The organism is Agarivorans sp. QJM3NY_29 (assembly GCF_050870835.2).
Lineage (GTDB): Bacteria > Pseudomonadota > Gammaproteobacteria > Enterobacterales > Celerinatantimonadaceae > Agarivorans.
Window position 1 is genome coordinate 1281810 of sequence record NZ_CP194036.2, and the last position, 18652, is coordinate 1300461.

At 43.2% G+C, this 18652-nt stretch carries 18 protein-coding genes and 1 tRNA gene; 11 read left to right on the top strand and 8 right to left on the bottom strand.

Features of this window, described 5'->3' with window-relative positions; all coding sequences use genetic code 11:
- Positions 1 to 116: 116 nt before the first annotated feature.
- Positions 117 to 1307, bottom strand: coding sequence for a class I SAM-dependent methyltransferase (locus ACRRS0_RS05865; protein WP_432454130.1), 1191 nt, complete (start codon positions 1305 to 1307; stop codon positions 117 to 119).
- A 133-nt stretch (positions 1308 to 1440) separates the two neighbouring features.
- On the bottom strand, positions 1441 to 2073 hold the full coding sequence (locus tag ACRRS0_RS05870; protein WP_432454129.1) for a glutathione S-transferase family protein: 633 nt from the start codon (positions 2071 to 2073) through the stop codon (positions 1441 to 1443).
- 264 nt (positions 2074 to 2337) lie between these two features.
- On the opposite strand from ACRRS0_RS05870, the gene ACRRS0_RS05875 reads away from it, so the two are divergent.
- Positions 2338 to 3276 (top strand): cation diffusion facilitator family transporter, encoded by a 939-nt coding sequence (locus ACRRS0_RS05875; RefSeq protein ID WP_432454128.1) that lies wholly within the window; start codon positions 2338 to 2340, stop codon positions 3274 to 3276.
- A 116-nt stretch (positions 3277 to 3392) separates the two neighbouring features.
- Here the strand turns inward: ACRRS0_RS05875 and ACRRS0_RS05880 are convergent, their stop codons facing one another.
- Positions 3393 to 4826, bottom strand: coding sequence for a peptidoglycan DD-metalloendopeptidase family protein (locus ACRRS0_RS05880; protein WP_432454127.1), 1434 nt, complete (start codon positions 4824 to 4826; stop codon positions 3393 to 3395).
- Positions 4827 to 4907: 81 nt separating this feature from the next.
- The gene (locus tag ACRRS0_RS05885) at positions 4908 to 5357 is read right to left on the bottom strand and encodes a Fur family transcriptional regulator (RefSeq protein WP_432454126.1); all 450 of its coding nucleotides are present in this window, start codon (positions 5355 to 5357) and stop codon (positions 4908 to 4910) included.
- Positions 5358 to 5718: 361 nt separating this feature from the next.
- Here ACRRS0_RS05885 and ACRRS0_RS05890 point away from each other — a divergent pair, with 361 nt between their 5' ends.
- The 4 genes from ACRRS0_RS05890 to ACRRS0_RS05905 all read left to right on the top strand — a co-directional run bounded on the left by ACRRS0_RS05890 (position 5719) and on the right by ACRRS0_RS05905 (position 9337).
- A complete protein-coding gene (locus ACRRS0_RS05890) occupies positions 5719 to 7599 on the top strand; it encodes a sensor domain-containing diguanylate cyclase (RefSeq protein ID WP_432454125.1) in 1881 nt (626 codons plus the stop codon).
- Positions 7600 to 7787: 188 nt separating this feature from the next.
- Positions 7788 to 8303, top strand: a complete 516-nt coding sequence (locus ACRRS0_RS05895; RefSeq protein ID WP_432454124.1) for a GrpB family protein — start codon at positions 7788 to 7790, stop codon at positions 8301 to 8303.
- A gap of 93 nt (positions 8304 to 8396) precedes the next feature.
- Positions 8397 to 9005 carry a MarC family protein gene (locus ACRRS0_RS05900; protein ID WP_432454123.1) on the top strand — a complete coding sequence of 203 codons (609 nt, stop codon included), beginning with the start codon at positions 8397 to 8399 and terminating at the stop codon, positions 9003 to 9005.
- 256 nt (positions 9006 to 9261) lie between these two features.
- Positions 9262 to 9337, top strand: a tRNA-Phe gene (locus ACRRS0_RS05905).
- 62 nt (positions 9338 to 9399) lie between these two features.
- Here ACRRS0_RS05905 and ACRRS0_RS05910 read toward each other — a convergent pair.
- Complete coding sequence (locus ACRRS0_RS05910) at positions 9400 to 9963, bottom strand: helix-turn-helix domain-containing protein (RefSeq protein ID WP_432454122.1); 564 nt, start codon at positions 9961 to 9963, stop codon at positions 9400 to 9402.
- 114 nt (positions 9964 to 10077) lie between these two features.
- On the opposite strand from ACRRS0_RS05910, the gene ACRRS0_RS05915 reads away from it, so the two are divergent.
- From ACRRS0_RS05915 to bfr (ACRRS0_RS05930), 4 genes are all read left to right on the top strand, one after another.
- Complete coding sequence (locus tag ACRRS0_RS05915) at positions 10078 to 11265, top strand: benzoate/H(+) symporter BenE family transporter (RefSeq protein WP_432454121.1); 1188 nt, start codon at positions 10078 to 10080, stop codon at positions 11263 to 11265.
- Between the two features lie 133 nt (positions 11266 to 11398).
- Positions 11399 to 12091, top strand: a complete 693-nt coding sequence (gene mtgA / locus ACRRS0_RS05920; protein WP_432454120.1) for a monofunctional biosynthetic peptidoglycan transglycosylase — start codon at positions 11399 to 11401, stop codon at positions 12089 to 12091.
- Between the two features lie 227 nt (positions 12092 to 12318).
- Positions 12319 to 12798 carry a bacterioferritin gene (gene bfr, locus ACRRS0_RS05925; RefSeq protein WP_432454119.1) on the top strand — a complete coding sequence of 160 codons (480 nt, stop codon included), beginning with the start codon at positions 12319 to 12321 and terminating at the stop codon, positions 12796 to 12798.
- On the top strand, positions 12798 to 13265 hold the full coding sequence (gene bfr / locus ACRRS0_RS05930) for a bacterioferritin (RefSeq protein ID WP_432454118.1): 468 nt from the start codon (positions 12798 to 12800) through the stop codon (positions 13263 to 13265). Before bfr (ACRRS0_RS05925) ends, bfr (ACRRS0_RS05930) begins: the two co-directional genes overlap by 1 nt.
- Before the next feature lie 92 nt (positions 13266 to 13357).
- On the opposite strand, the gene ACRRS0_RS05935 is transcribed toward bfr (ACRRS0_RS05930), so the two are convergent.
- Together ACRRS0_RS05935 and ACRRS0_RS05940 are read right to left on the bottom strand one after the other, a co-directional pair.
- Entirely contained in the window at positions 13358 to 14023 is a 666-nt protein-coding gene (locus ACRRS0_RS05935; protein ID WP_432454117.1) for an HAD family hydrolase, read from the bottom strand.
- 111 nt (positions 14024 to 14134) lie between these two features.
- A complete protein-coding gene (locus ACRRS0_RS05940) occupies positions 14135 to 15502 on the bottom strand; it encodes a pullulanase-associated domain-containing protein (RefSeq protein ID WP_432454116.1) in 1368 nt (455 codons plus the stop codon).
- A gap of 220 nt (positions 15503 to 15722) precedes the next feature.
- On the opposite strand from ACRRS0_RS05940, the gene ACRRS0_RS05945 reads away from it, so the two are divergent.
- Positions 15723 to 16766, top strand: coding sequence for an NADP(H)-dependent aldo-keto reductase (locus ACRRS0_RS05945; protein ID WP_432454115.1), 1044 nt, complete (start codon positions 15723 to 15725; stop codon positions 16764 to 16766).
- A 12-nt stretch (positions 16767 to 16778) separates the two neighbouring features.
- On the top strand, positions 16779 to 17408 hold the full coding sequence (locus ACRRS0_RS05950) for a uracil-DNA glycosylase family protein (protein ID WP_432454114.1): 630 nt from the start codon (positions 16779 to 16781) through the stop codon (positions 17406 to 17408).
- Here ACRRS0_RS05950 and ACRRS0_RS05955 read toward each other — a convergent pair.
- A complete protein-coding gene (locus ACRRS0_RS05955; RefSeq protein WP_432454113.1) occupies positions 17401 to 17709 on the bottom strand; it encodes a 4a-hydroxytetrahydrobiopterin dehydratase in 309 nt (102 codons plus the stop codon). The two genes, ACRRS0_RS05950 and ACRRS0_RS05955, sit on opposite strands and share 8 nt — an antisense overlap.
- Between the last annotated feature and the right edge of the window lie 943 nt (positions 17710 to 18652).

Here is an 18652-nt window from a genome sequence, read left to right on the forward strand (position 1 = left end):
CCAGAGGCGAGATTACTATCTTAGAATGAGTTAAAAAAGGGCGTCAACGGAGTTCTTCAGTGACGCTCTTTTTAGCTTTTTGTTAAATAAATGTCTTTAGTTGATACCTTCCGCTGTTATTTGACTCGGCATAAGAAGCCTTTGAGGTAATGGCCTTCGGGGTAGGGGCCACCCACAGGATGGTCTTCAGCCTGTTCCAGACTCTTTAAAAACTGCAGCTCACGTTTGGCATCAATGGCTGCATCGGCAACAATCTTTTGAAAGAGACTGCTTGGCATGAGTCCTGAGCAGGAATAAGTGAGTAACAGGCCGCCTGGGCGAAGCATTTGCATGGCCAGCATATTAATATCTTTATAACCTCTACTGGCGCGGTTTAAACTCGCCTTGCTGTCGACAAATTTTGGTGGATCAAGCACGATCATATCAAATTGTTCATTGCAATCTCGGTATACCCGTAACTGCTTGAAAACGTCGGCGTTGAGTTGGGTGATTTTGCTCGGGTCTAGATTGTTTAACTGGACATTTTGGGCGGCTATTTCAAGGGCTGCGTCGGAGACATCGACGTTGATGACCTTTTTGGCGCCGCCAGCTAGGGCGTAGGTGCCAAAGCCACCTGTGTAACAGAAGCAATTTAGCATTTTCTTATCTTTGGCCAGTTGACCCACTAACTTGCGATTATTGCGTTGGTCGAGGTAGTAACCGGTTTTATGGCCAGTTTCGATATTAATCAGTAGGCGTAAACCATTCTCTTCAATCTCCATCGGCTGAGCGGGAAGCTCGCCATGGAGTAAACCTTGTACCGGTTCTAAACCTTCTTTTTTACGCACATCGACATCTGAGCGCTCGTATATTGCATCGTTGGGAAAGCATTGCTTGAGTGCTTCAATTAAGTTAGCTCGTTGAAATTCGGCACCAGCGCTTAATAGCTGAATCACTAATACATTGGCGTAGCGGTCGATAGTAATGCCGGGAAGGCCATCATTTTCGCCAGCCACTAAACGATAAGCATTGGTGGCGCTAAATTGGCTCAGAATGTCTCGAGCCGCTGCGGCATCTTGCAAGCGCTTAACAAAGAAAGCTTTATCGATGAGCTGAGTTTGCTGGAAACTCCATACTCGGGCGCGGATCTGGGATTCAGGAGAATAAGCGGCAGTGGCTAAATATTTTCCCTCAGCGCTGTAAATTTCCACGGTTTCACCGGATAAAGGCTTACCTGAAACTTTATGAATACCGTTGGAAAAAATCCAAGGGTGGCGACGTAACAAAGCCTTGTCACGTTTTGCTTTAAGAGTAATGATACCGCTCATGATGTATATCCTAGTCTGTAATGCCGCGCATTATAGTCGTCATCTTAGGCATCACCAAGTAGAGTCTGGCTTTATTCGTTAAGCAAGCGGCGAGATGGTCAATTGTCGGTACTGCCGCAAGCAATTCTGCAGCTTAAAGGTGACTCATCGCTTTGCCATTGATTTCTTTTTCCAAACCTCGGTTTAAGGCGGGTCGTTGGCTGACTCGCTTGCGGTAGGCCATTAATTTAGTCGGTAAGGTTTGTTGGAAGCTCATTGCCCAGTTGAGCGTATGACAAAGTAGAATATCAGCCACACTAAATTGCTCCCCTAATAGATAGTCTTGTTCGGGAAGCCATTGCTCGGCAATGGCGGCGGCTTTTGCAAACTCCCAAGTTGCCACTTCTACCATTTCTGGAATACGTTGCGCTTCTGGCAGGGCAAAGCGATGTTTACCAATGCTCCATAGGCCTTGCTCTAATTCACTGATAATGAAACTTAGCCAGCGATGGTGGAGAGCGGCGGCGGCAGTCGCTGGTTGTGGCAACAGCTGCGGACCATATTTTTCAGCAAGATAGAGGCATATTGCTGCCGATTCACTGATGACAAGCTGATCGTCTTTTAGGGCGGGTACTTTGCCACAGGGATTAATTGCGAGATACTCTTCGCCATGATGCTCGCCCGCTTGAAAATCAATGTAGTGGTAGTGCCATTCGAGGTTTAATTCTTCGAGCAGCCAAGACACACGTAGTGAGCGAGAGCGTGGGGTTCCATATAAGGTGATCATCAAGCTATCCTTTTTACAAGTAATCTGTTGGTCGCTATAGCATAGGGGGTAGTGACAGCAAGCGCTATGCTTAAACGGTTTTATTGTTGCTTAAAACAAATACTTAGTCAGCACGATGTGATGAACGATCGACTTGAATCCTTAAAAGGTAAATACGAATTATTTTCAATAACTTAGCTGTGTTTTTATCGCCAGCTTCGACTCGTTTTTATCGATTGAACTGGGTACAATAACGCCTTACTCTTGGTCATTATCGGATAGGTTATGCAACAGCAAGTGCTGAACACGGTTCGCAAAGCAACATGGATAGGCTCAATTGCTAACGTATTTTTAGCGGTATTGAAAATTGGTGTGGGTAAGTTAACTGGTAGCCAAGCCTTGGTGGCTGATGGTGTGCACAGTTTTTCTGATTTGGTCACTGATGCTGCTATTTTACTCGGCTCGCGGTATTGGGCGGCACCAGCCGACAAAGAACACCCCTATGGCCATGGTCGTTTCGAAACGCTCACCAATATTTTTATTGGTGGCTTGTTGGTGGTTGTGGGCTTAGGGATCGCTTGGGATTCAATTAACTCCTTTAATGCTGAGGCGAATCCCAATCCTGGGGTGTTAGCTTTGTGGGCTGCTATCTTGTCAATCGTGGTGAAAGAAGCGTTGTATCGTTGGACTGTGATTCAGGCAAAGAAAGTTAATAGCCGGGCTTTACATGCCAATGCTTGGCATCATCGTAGTGATGCCCTGAGCTCGATGCCTGTTGCAGTCGCTGTGGTGGCGAACTATTTCTTCCCCTATCTCTCCTATTTGGATCAAATAGCGGCTTTGTTGGTGACGGCTATGATTTTAAAAGCTGCTTGGGAAATTGTCTGGCCAGCGATTCAAGAGATCAGTGAAAAACAAGCCGATGAAGATTTAGAACAACGGATTCAACATCACGCCAGCTTAAATGTAGATATTCAAGAAGTGCATGAAATTCGCAACCGTCGAGTGGGAAGCGCTATTCTAGTGGATTTTCACTTGTTGGTTGATCCGCTGATGAGCGTCGAAAAGGCGCATGATATTAGTGAAGAGTTTAAAGAACACTTGATGAAAGAGTTAGATGAGGTGGTTGATGTTATTGTTCATATCGAGCCTTACAACTGTGCGGAGCGGATCATCAATCCTTGTTGTGATGAATGCGCGAGTGACAACTTGGTTTCATCTTAGGCTTCGCCGCTGAGCCATCATGTCGAGTCAGCGTGTATTTTTCAAGCTGACTCGATGTTCTTCGCCGATAAAAAAACGGACTATCTCGTCCGTTTTTTTATCGGGTATATCGTGCATTACCCTGCTTGGATCAGTTGGTTCATTTGATTGACTAACTGTTTAAAGGCTGGACGCTCTTGTTTGTCGATGGATGAAGCCAATGGAATTTTTGCGGTCATTGGATTGACTGCTCGACCGTTTATATGGAATTCATAGTGTAGGTGAGGACCCGTTGTGCGTCCGGTATTTCCGGACTCGGCAATCACTTGACCTCGGGTCACCCGTTGGCCTTTTTTCACCTTAAATTTGTTGAGGTGCAAATAGCGTGAACGATACTTACCGCCGTGTTGGATGACGATGTATTTTCCCGCATAGGGGTGATTTTCGACTCGCATCACCACGCCATCCCCAGCGGCCAGCACAGGGGTGCCAATGGCCACCGAAAAGTCGGTCCCATTATGAGGCGAAATTCTGCCGGTTACTGGATGTTTGCGGCGTGGATTAAATGGCGAACTAACGCGTTGATTATGTTTGAGTGGCACCCGCATAAAAGCCCGAGCAAGGCTTTCGCCTGCTTGGTCGTAATAGTTACCATTGTTAAATAAATAAGCACTATATTGTTTTCCACGATTAAAGATCCGTACCGCACTAATTTCACTTTGGCCAGTGAGAGCATCATCGATAAACTGGCGATTTCTTACCACTTGAAACACATCCCCGGCTCTAAAGTCTCTTTCAAAGCGGATCTTATCTTGAAACATCTGTGCAACTTGCTCGATTTCGCTAGGCGTTAGTCCTACTTTGCGAGCTGATAAATAAAAGCTACCTTGAATCGTGCCTGTAATTGCCTGTTTTTGCCATTGACCATCAATACTAATCGTTTGGTACTCAAAGTTAGTCGCATCGACTCGGGTAAATATAATTTGTTGTGCTGGGTTAAAGGCTAAACGCAAGGACTGTAGCTGTTGGGTGTCATGGTCGATGGTAAAGGTGAGTTTATGCCCTGGGCTTAAGGTATCCAATGCCAGTACCGAAACATCAGCTTCAAGCACTTGGTACATAGTCGTTTGATCTATTTTGAAACGGTTAAAGATCTTGCCTAAGGTATCACCTTCTTTAATGGTATAGCTGTAACTCTGAATGCCGCCAACTTCGGCTGATTTAGTCTGTTGCTGGGGTGCTTTACCTTCCGAGAGTGAGCTCGTTTGGGTATCGGTTGTTGTATCTGTTGGCTTAAATTGTTCGGCGCTGGGTTCTGAACGGGCATCTTGTTTTAGTAAACTAATCGCATCACGCGAGTTGTGAGATAAGGTAAATACAGGACCCTGATGCTCACTGCTAAACTCATTTTCTGGCAACTCAATGAGTTGGCGAGATTGGCTGGTGAGTGGTTGAGTATTTGGCCAAATGCTGGCGATGGTTATCACCGCGCCACAAGCAAGGATAAGCTGCCAGTGTTTACTGGGCAGTCTGCTTGGTCGACGAAAAATGGGGGCTTTGTTGTTAAACATGAAATCTATTACCTGTTACATGCTGTTTTGATACAGCTGTTGTTATTATTCGAGTCAAGTGAGTGGATGTGAGCAAAGCAATCATAAGGTTGCCTTTTGTTGGCAGTGAAGACATAAACCATGAAATTCGTAGCTTTGTGGATGCAAGTGAAAGCCTTGCTGGTCGGCAAAGTGCTGGAGTTCACTTCTTAGAGAGCTCGATAAACTCGGTTGAGCTACTTGCTGGCAATTACTACAAATTAATAATGGTTTGGGACTAAATGGTGCGAGTTGTTGGCTCACCAGATAGCGGCTGCTTGACTCGATATGCTGGATAAAGTGATGTTGAAGCAAAAACTCGAGTGCTCGATAAACCGTGGGCGGTTTAGCTTTGGGTTGTAGCTGTTGTAGCTCAGCCAAAATATCGTAGGCACTGAGTGGATTTTTACTGCGATGTAATATCGCCAATACGACAGAACGGTTGGGGGTGAAGTTAAGCTTAAGCTGTTTACAGTAGTCACTGACATGTTGTAAATAATTTGCTGTAGACATCACTGAACCATTCAAGGGAAAGTATCAGTTGTACCCAAGTCGGGGCTAACTGTAAAAATTGAACGTTACATTATAACAATGAGGCTTTTTTGGCAAGCCATCAGGCGCTTTCAAAAGCAGTCGCCTGATTTTTTATTCGATATGTTATTTATTTGGGTGCGGGTTGTTAGTCTATTGAGTGTTTTGGCTAAAATGAATTGAACTTAAGTTCATGAGCTTCTTTCCGGTAAGCTTGATGGGTTCAAGTTTACGGCTAAAAGCTAAATTGATAAATACCACAAATAAATCACCTATAAATGTTAGCTGAGTGTTTTTAAGGTATACAATTAGTATCTGGTAAGGGAATTTAAGGCGCTCGTCGATGCTCTTGAAAAAAACCAGCTTAAAATTTGGTATCATGCGACTGATGAGCCGGAAAATTTATCTATTTTTTACGTTTTGCTTTTTATTTTTCGGTATTTTGGTTGCGTTATTTACGTCCTTAGTTAATTACCGTATGCAAGTGGTCAATATTGATAATGCACTTGCGCTTGGCTTTAAAAATGAGAAAGCTTCTAAAACTCATGTGTTAGAAGAGTTCTTAGCAGGGTTTGATGCGAGTTTGTCATCGATTGCTTCCAATCCTATCACCCAAAGATATATGGTTGAGCAAAGTGTGGTAAATATGACTGCACTTGAAGAATTTCTCCTGGGGATTATCGCTTCCAAACCAATATTCATGCAGCTCCGCTTGCTTGATCATAATGGGGTGGAAGTCGTTCGCCTCAATCAAGATGACCTTGGCAAGATCTCTTTCACTCCTCATTCTCAATTACAAAACAAATCACAGCGATACTATTTTCAAGAAGTCAGCAAGCTTAGCCAGAATCAACACTGGCATTCTAGAGTGGACTTAAACATGGAAAATGAGCAAGTTGAATTACCCTATCGTCCAACGATACGAGCAGCGACACCGCTCTATCAAGAAGGGGAGTTTTTTGGAATGCTTATTATCAATGTTGATTTTTCTGAGGTATTACAAACGTTGACAAATTCTAGTGAGTTTACAATTTTTGTTGTAGACAAAGAGGGGGAAATTCTCTATCACCCAAATGCAGCGCTTGCTTGGAGTGCCTATATTCCAGGGCGAAAGTCATTTGATGAACTTTATTCAACATTTAATAACGGCATATATGAAATGAATATTGAAGCCATTATTAATAATAATGAAGGCTTAAAACTCGTTATGCTTCCTCAACAATCCTTACTCGATGCGATGCATAGTAACAATCGATATACGGCTTTAGTCATCGCAGGGATTGTGTTGCTTATTTCTTTTCCGCTGTCTTGGCTGGTGGCTCTATTTCCTGCTCGTTTACAAAAACGCTTGTCTCAAACATTGGAAGCCTTGTTGCGTTCTGATCAGCTGTTGGATAAGCATGTGATTACCAGCCACACCGATGTGGAAGGCATCATTACAAAGGTGAGTGAACGGATGTGTTGTATCTCTGAGTACAGTAAGGAGGAATTGCTTGGGAAGACTCACAGTATGTTGAAGCATCCCGCGGTGAGTTCTCAAGTACATACAGAGTTATGGGGAACGATAACCAAAGGTGAGGAGTGGCATGGCGAGCTTCGTGATTGTAAAAAAACTGGTGAAGAATATTGGCTGAATAGTAAGATTATGCCTGAGTACGATGAGGACCAGAAATTAATTGGTTATGCCCAAGTCGCCCAAGATATTACGTCTGAAAAAGTACTGGAGCGTTTATCGGTCACTGACCCACTGACTCAGCTTTTTAATCGACACAAATTGAATCAAGTGTTAGTTAAGGAGCTGGAGCGTTTTTATCGATACGACGAAGTATTTTCGGTGGTAATCATTGACCTCGACCATTTTAAGTCGATCAATGATACCTGGGGACATCAGGCAGGAGATGAAACTTTGGTGAAAGTGTCACAAAGGCTGAAAATGGTGACTAGAAAGGTTGATTATGTTGGTCGATGGGGGGGAGAAGAATTTTTAGTCATTAGCCCTTCGACCAAGCTTGATGGTGCTAAAATATTGGCTGAGAAGTTAAGAGTTGCTATTGAGGAACTTGATTTTTCTCATCAATACAAAGTGACTGCAAGCATGGGGGTTGCGGCATCACAAGAAAGCCAATCTGCAGAACAATTGGTGGCGAGCGCAGATAAGGCGCTTTATCAAGCAAAATCCTCTGGGCGAAATCGAGTGATAGTTGCTTCTATAGAAAATAGTTAGCGCTAAACCTGTCACCCGATAACTATTGTTGTCGCGAGGCTTGATGGCTCAATTTAGTTCTTAGACTGTATCTGTAAAGTATTGGCGAATACACTTCTGTTGTGGCTTCTGTGCACTCTTGTTTTGAATCAGGAACTTGTGCATAGTGGTGCATTTGACTTCCCAATATGTTTGATAAGTTCACCGCGATGAATATTTTAAAGTATGAAAAAATTAAAGCTGAATTTAAGCCTTGGACAGAAACTTACTTATTGATTGCCGAGTCACTGATTAGTTTGATACGCACTGAGCAGTTAGACGTAATACATATTGGTTCTACATCAGCGAAGGTCGGTGGAAAAGGAATCATCGATCTTTCCGTTCTTTATCCGGTTGGCAAATTAAGCATTGCTGTTGAACACCTGAAATTACTCGGTTTTCAAGACCAGGTCAGTGCTAAGCCATTTCCAGTTGAGCGTCCTCGGAAGGATGGGGCCGTAGTCTATAAAGGCCACAAATACTTTGTTCATGTACATGTAATTGAAGATGGCTCAGAGGAGCATCACAAGCAGCTAAAATACAAACAATATATGCTTGCTAATCCATTAGCGCGATATGAGTATGAACAGTCAAAACAGGCGATTATTGCTACCGGAATCTCTGAACAAGAGGCTTATGGTAAATTGAAATCACCGTTTGTGAAGTCGGTTTTACAGCATTTATAAGTTTTTACCAATCGATGGACTGGCCCACGATTCAAATTCCCTGATTTAGCAACTGTTCACCACCCAAGAGCCATCTGCTTAGGAGAAAGGATTATGCAAGAGTTTATCGCGACGTTTATTTTCTTTTTTGCTGTAATCGACCCGATCGGGACCGTACCGGTTTTTATTTCGGTGACCAGCCCTTATGCAGAACAAGATAAACGAAAAATCGCTATAAGGGCCATTTTTATCTCTGCACTGATTTTGCTGTTTTTTGTGGTTGCGGGGGAAATCATTCTCACGGCGATTGAAATTCCTCTACCTGCGTTTCAAGTTGCTGGTGGGATTGTGCTTTTCTTATTCGCGCTTTCAATGATATTTGGAGAGAGTAAACCAGAAGAAGAACTTAAACTGGTTAATAAAATTACTGAAACTGCAGTTTTTCCTCTCGCGGTCCCTTCAATCGCAAGCCCTGGAGCAATGCTCGCTGCTGTATTGTTAACCGAAAACAGCCGCTATAATTTCTTTGAACAAGTTCAAACAGCGACCAGTATGTTGTGTGTATTACTGGTCGCTTTGTTATTGATGCTTGCGGCAAGCCCGATCCATCGTTTGATTGGAAATAGTGGCGCGAGCATTGTTAGTCGTGTAATGGGCCTCATATTAGCATCTGTTGCGGTCACCAATATTTTGTCTGGAATTAAGCTCTATTTCTCATTATAAATAACTCGAGGGTTAAGTGAGTCGGGGCCGTTAGCAAGCGACTATTGCGAGAGTAAAGCACTACGTGTAAATCTTTGGCAGTATGATTTGGTCATTAGATATCAGCTTCCTTGGTAGAACTGACGCAAACCTGTTTCATCTCGCTGGGGAAAATTGCTGATTTTTTGCTAGCTTTGTTCGCTTTGTAGGCACTCAGCACCAATTTGAGAAAAAGCGGTTGACTTGTTTATGCTAAAAACGTTTAATAGCCGCCGTTGCCCGGATAGCTCAGTCGGTAGAGCAGAGGATTGAAAATCCTCGTGTCGGTGGTTCGATTCCGCCTCCGGGCACCACCTTTTAAAAAGCCTGCTTTTAGCAGGCTTTTTTCGTTTGAGAGCCTCGCTTTAAAGTAGTCTTAGCTCTGCGAGTAATGGATTAAATTGTGGAATACCGCTGGCTGTGGATTCAAATTGCGATAGCCGTGTTCTTTATCACCAGCAAAGCGCAGCGCTTGTCCCTCTGGTAGGGTTATCCATTGTCCCTCGACTAACACATCCATTTCCCCACGAATTACGATCAAATGCTCGCTGACGCCTGCTTCATGTGGCTCAGAAACTCGTTGATAACCAGGCAATAGTGTGAGTTCAAACATTTCAAAACCAAACCGTTGTTCAAAAGGAAATAAGGTCGCGACCAGCATATCGTCGGTTGCAGGTTGTTGGCGGAGTTGTTCTGCAATTCTTACGATAGTGCCCTGAGCTTCGTTTAAGTTGGGTTCTAAGAAGCTGGAGAGTGAGGTAGAAAATCCACTGGCGATTTTCCAGAGAGTCGCAACCGTAGGGCTAGACTCGCCCCGCTCAATCTGACCCAGCATCGCTTTACTGACGCCGGTTTTTTGAGCTGCCTGAGTTAAACTCCAATTTTTCTGTTGACGCTTGTGCTTGAGTACTTCCGCTAAATACTGATTGACGGCTTGCAAATTAGTCCCTTCATTAACGCAAATTTATTATTGTATGTTATAGCGCACAAATGTTAGGCTTGTCTATATTGTGCGTTATAACGCACAAAACTCATGTTTAGGGAGTGATATGAGATGAATGAAGTATTTAAGGTATCACGGATTTCTGCGGGATTTATCGCGGTGTTAGTTGGATATACCAGTTCGGCGGTGATTATTTTTCAAGCTGCTGCTGCGGTGGGGGCGAGTGAGCAGCAAATTAGTTCTTGGTTATGGGCTCTTGGCTTGGGGATGGGCTTAAGTAGCATTGGTTTATCTTTCTATTATAAGCAACCGATCCTTACTGCTTGGTCTACTCCGGGAGCCGCCTTACTGGTGACTAGTTTGTCTGGTTTGTCGATGCAACAAGCCGTTGGTGCATTCTTGTTTAGCTCTTTGTTGATTAGCCTATGTGGTATCAGTGGCTTGATTGATAAACTCATCCGTTGGATCCCTCAGTCTTTAGCTGCGGCCATGTTAGCCGGTGTCTTACTACCTTTTTGTTTACGATTATTCAGCGCTTTGCAAAGCCAAAACTTGTTGGTCGCAAGTATGCTTGTTTGTTATCTCATCGGTCGTCACTTGGTGGCTCGTTATGTGATGTTATTGACCTTAACAGCGGGTTGCCTGAGCGCTTATAGCCTAGGCTTACTTGAACTGGGTTCGGTGAGTTTTCAATTGGCAAGTCCACAATGGGTGACGCCCGAATTTTCAATGCAGGCACTTGTTGGTGTGGGGCTTCCTTTATTTATTGTCACTATGGCGTCGCAAAATATGCCGGGGATCGCAGCGCTGCATGGCAATGGTTATCGGCCTCCAGTTTCACCGTTGATTAGCTGGACGGGTTTCACTGGGTTATTGTTGGCACCTTTTGGCGGATTTGCCTTTAATCTAGCGGCGATTACGGCAGCTATTTGTATGGGAAAGGAAGCTGATGTTGATCCGAGTAAACGTTATTGGGCTTCTATATGGGCGGGTTGTTTTTATATTTTGATTGGTCTGATGGGCGCGACTGTGGTGAGTCTATTTTCGGCCTTTCCTCAAGCTTTAGTCGCTGCGATTGCTGGGCTCGCCTTATTAAGTACGGTGGCAAATAGTTTGCTTGCCGCGCTAGTGGATGTGCGTGGTCGAGAGGCCGCGATGATGACTTTTTTAGTCACTACTTCGGGGATTAATTTGTTGGGGATTGGCAGTGCGTTTTGGGGTTTAAGCCTTGGTTTATTGGTTCATTATTTAACCGAGTACTGGTCTAAAAGACAGCAAAGACCTAAACACAGCCACTAAATAAGGTGAAGGCATATAAGGGCTTTGCATAGATCCACTGCAGGGAGTGATATCTTGTCTAATGAATGAGTCCTTCATTTTGCGAGTAAATTTATCTAAAGTAGTTGTTTTAAGCTGATCGCTAAGGAATGTGATGCTAGGTCGCATTGGTGCAAAGCTCTTGGGCTTATTGTTGGTTCTAACAATGATGCTGGAGCTGATGGTTCTCGGTTTACGCTGGATTGATCCGCCGATATGGGCATGGCGGATCCATCGTAGTATTTATCCCCCCGTGAGTTACCCACAGAAAGTTGCTCATCAGTGGTCACCGATCAATCGTATCTCTCCTTATATGAGCTTAGCGGTGGTCGCAGCGGAAGATCAGCGTTTCCCGTTGCATTGGGGTTTAGACTTTGCCGCGATCTGGCAAGCTTATCAAGATAATCATCGGGGGCAGAGTCTACGTGGGGCGAGCACAATTACCCAGCAAACGGCTAAGAATTTATATTTATGGCCGACTCAGAGTTATTGGCGCAAGGCTATAGAAGCGGGACTGAGTCTATTACTGGAGGCCAATTTAAGTAAGACCAGGATCCTGGAGATTTATTTGAATATTGCTGAATTCGGCCCAGGGATCTATGGTGTCGAAGCCGCGAGTCAACAGTACTTTAAACGCTCTGCAGCCGATTTAACCGTGGAACAGTCGGCTAGCTTAGCGGCGCTTTTACCCAGCCCTTATCGTTATCACCTATGGCCAAGAACCGCTTATATAAACCAGCGAGTGAAGTGGATTAGTCAACAAATGCGGCAACTTGGCAGCCATTATCTACAGTTATCTTCAAATTGATGTCATTCCAGACTTTGGGTGCGAGGCCTTTGCGTTTTACCTCCAGTGCATGAAACGTTTTGGCCGTTTCACGGTGAACAAATATTGAACTATACGAATGCAATTACAAACAGCAATCATTCTTATTAATCGGCTGTAAGTTAATGAAATGTAAAAAATAATGTGCGAATTCTTGGTTCAAGGTATATACTCAATGGCTAATGAATATCTAAGTATGGAAGGCCTTTATGAAGTCAGATCCTAAGATAATTGCCTTGTTAAACAAGGTGCTAGTTTCGGAGCTAACCTCGATTAATCAGTATTTTTTGCATGCTCGAATGTACCGGAACTGGGGCTTCGAGTTGCTCAATCAGCGCAATTATAAGAAGTCTATTAAAGACATGAAGCAGGCGGATAAGTTGATGGAACGAATTTTGTTTCTCGAAGGCTTACCGCATGCACATATGTTGGGTAGCTTACGCATTGGCGAAGCCGTTGAAGAAATGCTGCAATGCGATATAGATTTTCAGCTGGAGCAGTTGCCGATCCTTAAAGATGCGATTAGCCAATGTGAGCTGGCGAAAGACTACGTAAGCCGTGATTTATTGGAAGAGATTTTGAATTTCGAAGAAGATCATATTGATTGGATCGAAACGCAACAATATCAAATTGAAAAGATGGGCCTCGAGAATTATTTGGCGGCGCAAATTAGCGAAGGAGACGACTAATGAAGGGTGATAGTGACGTAATTGATGCTCTAAATCGTTTATTAATGAATGAGCTGACTGCGATGGACCAATATTTTATTCATTCTAGGATGTATGAAGATTGGGGAATTAATAAACTGTTCGAACGCATTGACCACGAATATGATGATGAAAAAGGACATGCTTCTTTATTGATTCAACGTATTTTGTTTCTAGAGGGGACGCCTGATTTAAGTCAACGCGAACCATTACGAGTAGGGAAAGATGTCCCAAGCATGCTAGAAAACGACCTTAAAGTGGAATATGAAGTCGATGCGATGCTCAAAGAAACCATGGCCTTATGTGAGCTTAAAAAAGACTATGTGACGCGTAATATGCTACAAGCCCTGATCGATGATACCGAAATGGATCATGCTTATTGGTTGGAACAACAATTGGGTCTTATTAAGAAAATTGGCCTTGAAAATTATATTCAGAGTCAACTTTAAAAGCCCGCATCAGAACAAAAACGAAAGCCTAGCTTTCGTTTTTAACTTAAACTCAGAATCTCGAAAGCACGAAAATTTATCCTTCATTCGTTTTATTGATGGCTGATTTGCCAGTTGATTTCCGGCCAGCCTTTACTTTTGGCTACGGCCTGAAGCTTAGGACAAGGATTGACTACATAAGGCTTATCTACGTACTCTAATAAGGCTTGATCGTTGATTGAGTCGGAGTAGAAGTGTAGCGTTCGATATTTTTCGGTTCGGGTTTGTAGCCACTGTTCTAAACGTGTTATTTTCCCTTCTCGGAAGCTGGCGACTCCTTTTATGCTTGGAGTATAACACTGGTTGACTTGTTCAAGATCGACACCGAGATGATATTTGATGTGTAGTTGTTGTGCTATTTCTTTCACGATAAAGCTTAATGTGGCAGAGATGAGTAATATCGTTTGTTGGTGATGGCTTAAGTCACTAATCAGTCGTTTGGCTTCGGGGTAAATAATTTGTGGAATGTACTGTTTCACGAATATTTTGACTAATGTTTCGACATCTTGGTGATGGAGTCTCTGGATAGGCTTTAGACTAAAGGCAATATACTGTTCAAGTTTTAATTCCCCTTTGGCATATAGCTGCATCATCGCGATATCTTTGCTTAAGAAGTCCTTGTCTGTGACGATTTCTGCATTGACTAAAAATTGATGCCATAACATGCCACTATCGCCTGCAATCAAAGTTTCATCTAGATCGAATATATGCAGTTCCATTCCACTCTCATGATGTAAGGGTTGAGAGCTAATCATAGAGCCTGTGCTTCGCTTGTTCCAAGTCTTTCTACTATTGGGTGAAGAAAAGGCCAGCAAGCTGGCCTAAATGTTTTAAGCGGTATCTTTTCTTAAGTTGTGAGGTAAGCCGTCGGGCAGAGGGGCCCAAGTTTGTTGTTTCGCTTCGGCGTGCAGCACTTTGCGTAGTTTTTCGTTGGCTGCTGCTGCGTAGATTTTTTCGGTTTTAATTTCGTCTTCTTTAAGCTTTAAGCGTTCTTCCATTTTTAATTGTTGCTCTTTGTAACGTTTGCTCATACTGAGGAAAATAAAGGTGATGGTAATGATTAAGGTGGCAACGATGGCTGCAAATAACCACCAAGTGCTTTCATTGGCCTGATTTGGTATTGGGCTATCTGAATTTTGAATTAATTCTACAATATGAGAGCTGAGCTTCGCGTTTTGTTGTTGCAATTCATCTCGTTCGCTTTGTAACTGAGGGAGTTGTTGCTGTAAATTTTGCAGCAGTTGAGCATCACTATTATTTTGATTGAGATCGTTTTGTAATCCTAGTAATTGCTTATTTAACTCGCTTAATTGTTGTTCCAATTGTTGATTACGTTTAATTAGTTGCTGCTCTGCTGGGTTGTTTTCGCGAGTTTTCGTTTGTCGAAGTAAGCTTTGATTTGAAGCGGTTAATGTTCTGTTTTCATTGCTTATTTTGTCATTGAGTTGCAGTAGTTTTTGATAATCTAGAAGTTTTTGATTGAGATTATTTTGCAAACGCTGATTGATATTTTGGCTGCTATTGAGAGCCGATTGTAATTTGCTAATGGTTTTGTTTTTCTTATTAATATTGTCTTTTAATATCGTTAAAGAATGCTGAATATCGGGTTTTTCTGAGGCATTTTCAGTGGTCGCTGTTGTGACGATGTTTTTGGCGACTGTGGTTTTGTTGGTCTTCACTTCCGCAGAATTAACCATCGCTTGGGGGACGGGAAGCATCAGCTGAGGGCTTGCGGCCACCGATTTTACTTTTCTATTGGGGCTAACAGTCGCGACATTATCATATTGCTCCGGTAGGGAACGATAAACTTTAGGATCGTTTTCGACCAACCATATATTGAATCCCTGTTTGTTTTTAATCCACTTCCATTCTGTAATCCCCATATGATGGGATTTACCATTGGTGACCGTATAGGAGAACTGTTTGGCATCGCTTTTAACTGGGATCGTAAATACGACACCAAAATTGTCGAATTTATCCGGCATGAGTGGCTGGTTTGGCGAGGTTCCTTGGCGTAGTCGAAAATCGGTTTTGGCTGGTACAATTTTGCCATTAACCATTTCTTTACCAGCCCAGATATGCAGGCCCCATCCGTCGTAATTATTGCTGATACTCTTATAATGTATGGTTACATTGGCTGCGCTGGCTGCGGCACTTATACTCCACAATAGTGCAATGAGTAGGGATCCTTTCTTCACAATTACTCCATGAACTTGTTTTAAGTCGTACCGTTTCATAATAACTAAAAAATTAATATGGAAGTATCCGATAGATCACCAATATGATCTTAATATTTATAGAAAAATAGATTTAGCTCAACAAATGATTCACAACTATTGATTAATCAGTCATATTTTACTCTTCGCTGGGATTGGCGTTAACATGGTATTTTGAGGTGACGGGTTTGAGGATATAAATATGAGATATCGGCGTTTGGGTAGTTCCCATTTAGAGGTGAGTGAAATTTGTTTAGGAACGATGACTTGGGGCGAACAAAATACTCAGGCCGAAGCCTTTGCTCAGTTGGACTATGCGCTTGGTAAGGGCGTTAATTTTATCGATACCGCCGAGATGTATCCAGTACCTCCTCGAGAAAATAGCCAGGGAGATACCGAAACCATCATCGGAAACTATCTGAAATTGCGTGATAATCGTGATGAGGTGGTGTTAGCCTCGAAAGTGGCTGCGCCCTCTAAGTCTGATCGCGGGGGGTATATTCGCCCGGATATGTCCTTGAACTGGAATAGTATCCATCAGGCGGTTGAGGATTCGTTAAGTCGTTTGCAAACTGATTATTTGGATCTGTACCAAGTACATTGGCCGGATAGAGCAAGTAACTTCTTTGGTCAGCTTAATTACCAACATCAAGAAGGAATGCCACAAACGCCGATTATTGAAACGCTTGAGGCATTGGCCGATTTAGTCAAATCAGGAAAAGTTCGTTATATCGGCATCTCTAATGAAACGCCTTGGGGGATGATGCGTTATTTGCAATTGGCCGAGAAACACAACTTACCAAAGATTATATCAATCCAAAATCCTTACAATTTATTAAATCGAAGCTATGAAGTGGGCTTGGCCGAGATCTCTCATCGGGAAAATGTCCCTTTATTGGCGTACTCGCCTTTGGCCTTTGGGGCCTTGTCAGGCAAGTATCTAAACAATCAATGGCCGGAAGGCGCTCGTTTAACCTTATATAAACGTTTTGCTCGTTATGGTTCCGAAGTTGCGCATAAGGCGATTCAAGCTTATGTTGATTTGGCGCAAGAGTTTGGACTTAGCCCTGTGCAGCTTGCGCTAGCCTTTGTGAATCAGCGGAGTTTTGTTGGCTCGAATATTATTGGGGCTACCTCACTGGAGCAACTTAAAGAGAACTTAATGAGTGTTGAACTGGTGATCTCCGAAGAACTTGAGGCGCGCTTGCAGTATTTAGGGGATGAATATCGGCTCCCTTGTCCTTAGGTGCTCAGATCAATGACTGCTGATCATCAGACTCAATCTCTAACAAAATTGTTAAGTGATATTCGTGCATGCCGTTTGTGCCAAGCTCAATTGGTACCTCGGCCAGTGATCCAAGCGAGTGTAGATGCGCGGTTGCTGATCATTGGTCAAGCACCGGGGAGCAAAGTCCATCAAACTGGGGTTCCTTGGGATGATGCGAGTGGCAAGCGATTGCGGCAGTGGCTGGGTATTAGTGAGCAAATATTTTATGATCCGCATTGCGTTGCAATTGTACCTTGTGCGTTTTGTTATCCCGGTAAAGGAACACAAGGCGACTTGCCACCGCCAGTGGTTTGTTATGAACAATGGCATACCGCCATCATGGCGAGCTTAACTAAAGTTGAAATGACCTTGTTGGTGGGGCGCTATGCCCAGGCTCGCTATTTAGTCAGACCAACCCAATCAAATTTAACCGAGAATGTGGCGAACTATTCTGAGCATAGCATGAAGGGTTATTGGCCTTTACCTCATCCTTCTCCGCGTAATCGGCATTGGTTGCGCAACAACCCATGGTTTGAACAGCGTTTGCTCCCAGAGCTTCAACAAGCGGTTCGCAGGATATTTAGCGATGATGGAATATCATCCTCAAACAACCTCACTTGACTGAATAATACTGGGTGAATAGTTGTTCAATGAGTTTGGCTAACTTGAAATCACGATCACTGACCCCTTTACATTCGTGGGTTGTGAGGCGAATATTGACTCGGTTGTAGGTATTGCTCCAGTTGGGATGATGCTGTTGTTGTTCTGCGTAATTGGCCACTCGGCTCATAAACTCAAATGCTTCAATAAAATTTTTAAATTGATAGTCTTTGCTAATAAAACCTTCTTTATATTGCCAATTGGGCAGGTTTTTTAATCCCACTATGATTGCTGGTTTACTTAAGGGTTTGACGGTATTCATTTTGCTTCTCACAAACAGCAGAACCTAATTTAGCTTAGCTCAGCTGAGCCGAGGCGGTAAGTCAGCTTGACCAATCGTGGCAATAAACAGCTCGATAGTTGTAGGCTTCCCGTATATACCCAATGTTCGCTCCCTAAAAAGGGCCATCCGCAGTGAGTGAGCCATCGGTTTTGACAGGCAGCTGCATCATGCTAGTTTTGTGGTGTCTTGCCTGTTGTATCGAAAGTAAGCGTTGAGCGCCAATAATTATCGGTTGAGATGGTATTGGGTGATTTCTCGTGGAGTGTCTATTTGGATGCTTGCTCCAATCTCTTTCAATTAAGCAAATTGAGCACAAAATTACTGACATAATGATGGTTAGCAGCTTGGGCTTGGTGAACCATACTTCAATCCAGCTTTGGTAAACCAAGCCAAGTCGCAGAAAGCTGAAGCGTATTGGTAAATAATTAAGATGGTAGAGTATTGGGTATTCACGAGCAAATTCAGGTGCAGTTGTCATTGCCAAATGGCCATGCCACATTGACTCATAAAGTTTGCCACATTCGTGAGCTGGCAAAGCGCAGTCCGCTGCTACAATTCGTTTACTACAATGATGTGCCATAAGTATCCCTCACATGACTAAGAGATGCTTACCCAGCGGTGTGGCTGAGCAGATAAGGTTACGCTGGGCTTTGAGTTAAACCGGGTCGCGGTGATGGAATGTCGAGTCGTTACTTATTGCACTAAAGATGTTTTTACTTAATAAAATCATATTATTAGTATTTGTTGTTTAGTATTGTAAACAGCTCATAGCGAGTTGATTTAAACGAGTGTTTGAAAAAGATTGGTGAAACGCTGTATTATGGTGCATACGACATTTGGCTGATTGTTATGTTGTTTCTTTTTATGGGATGATACTTATTCGAATATGTAAATTTGCTATGAGATAGAAGCAAGGTTGAAC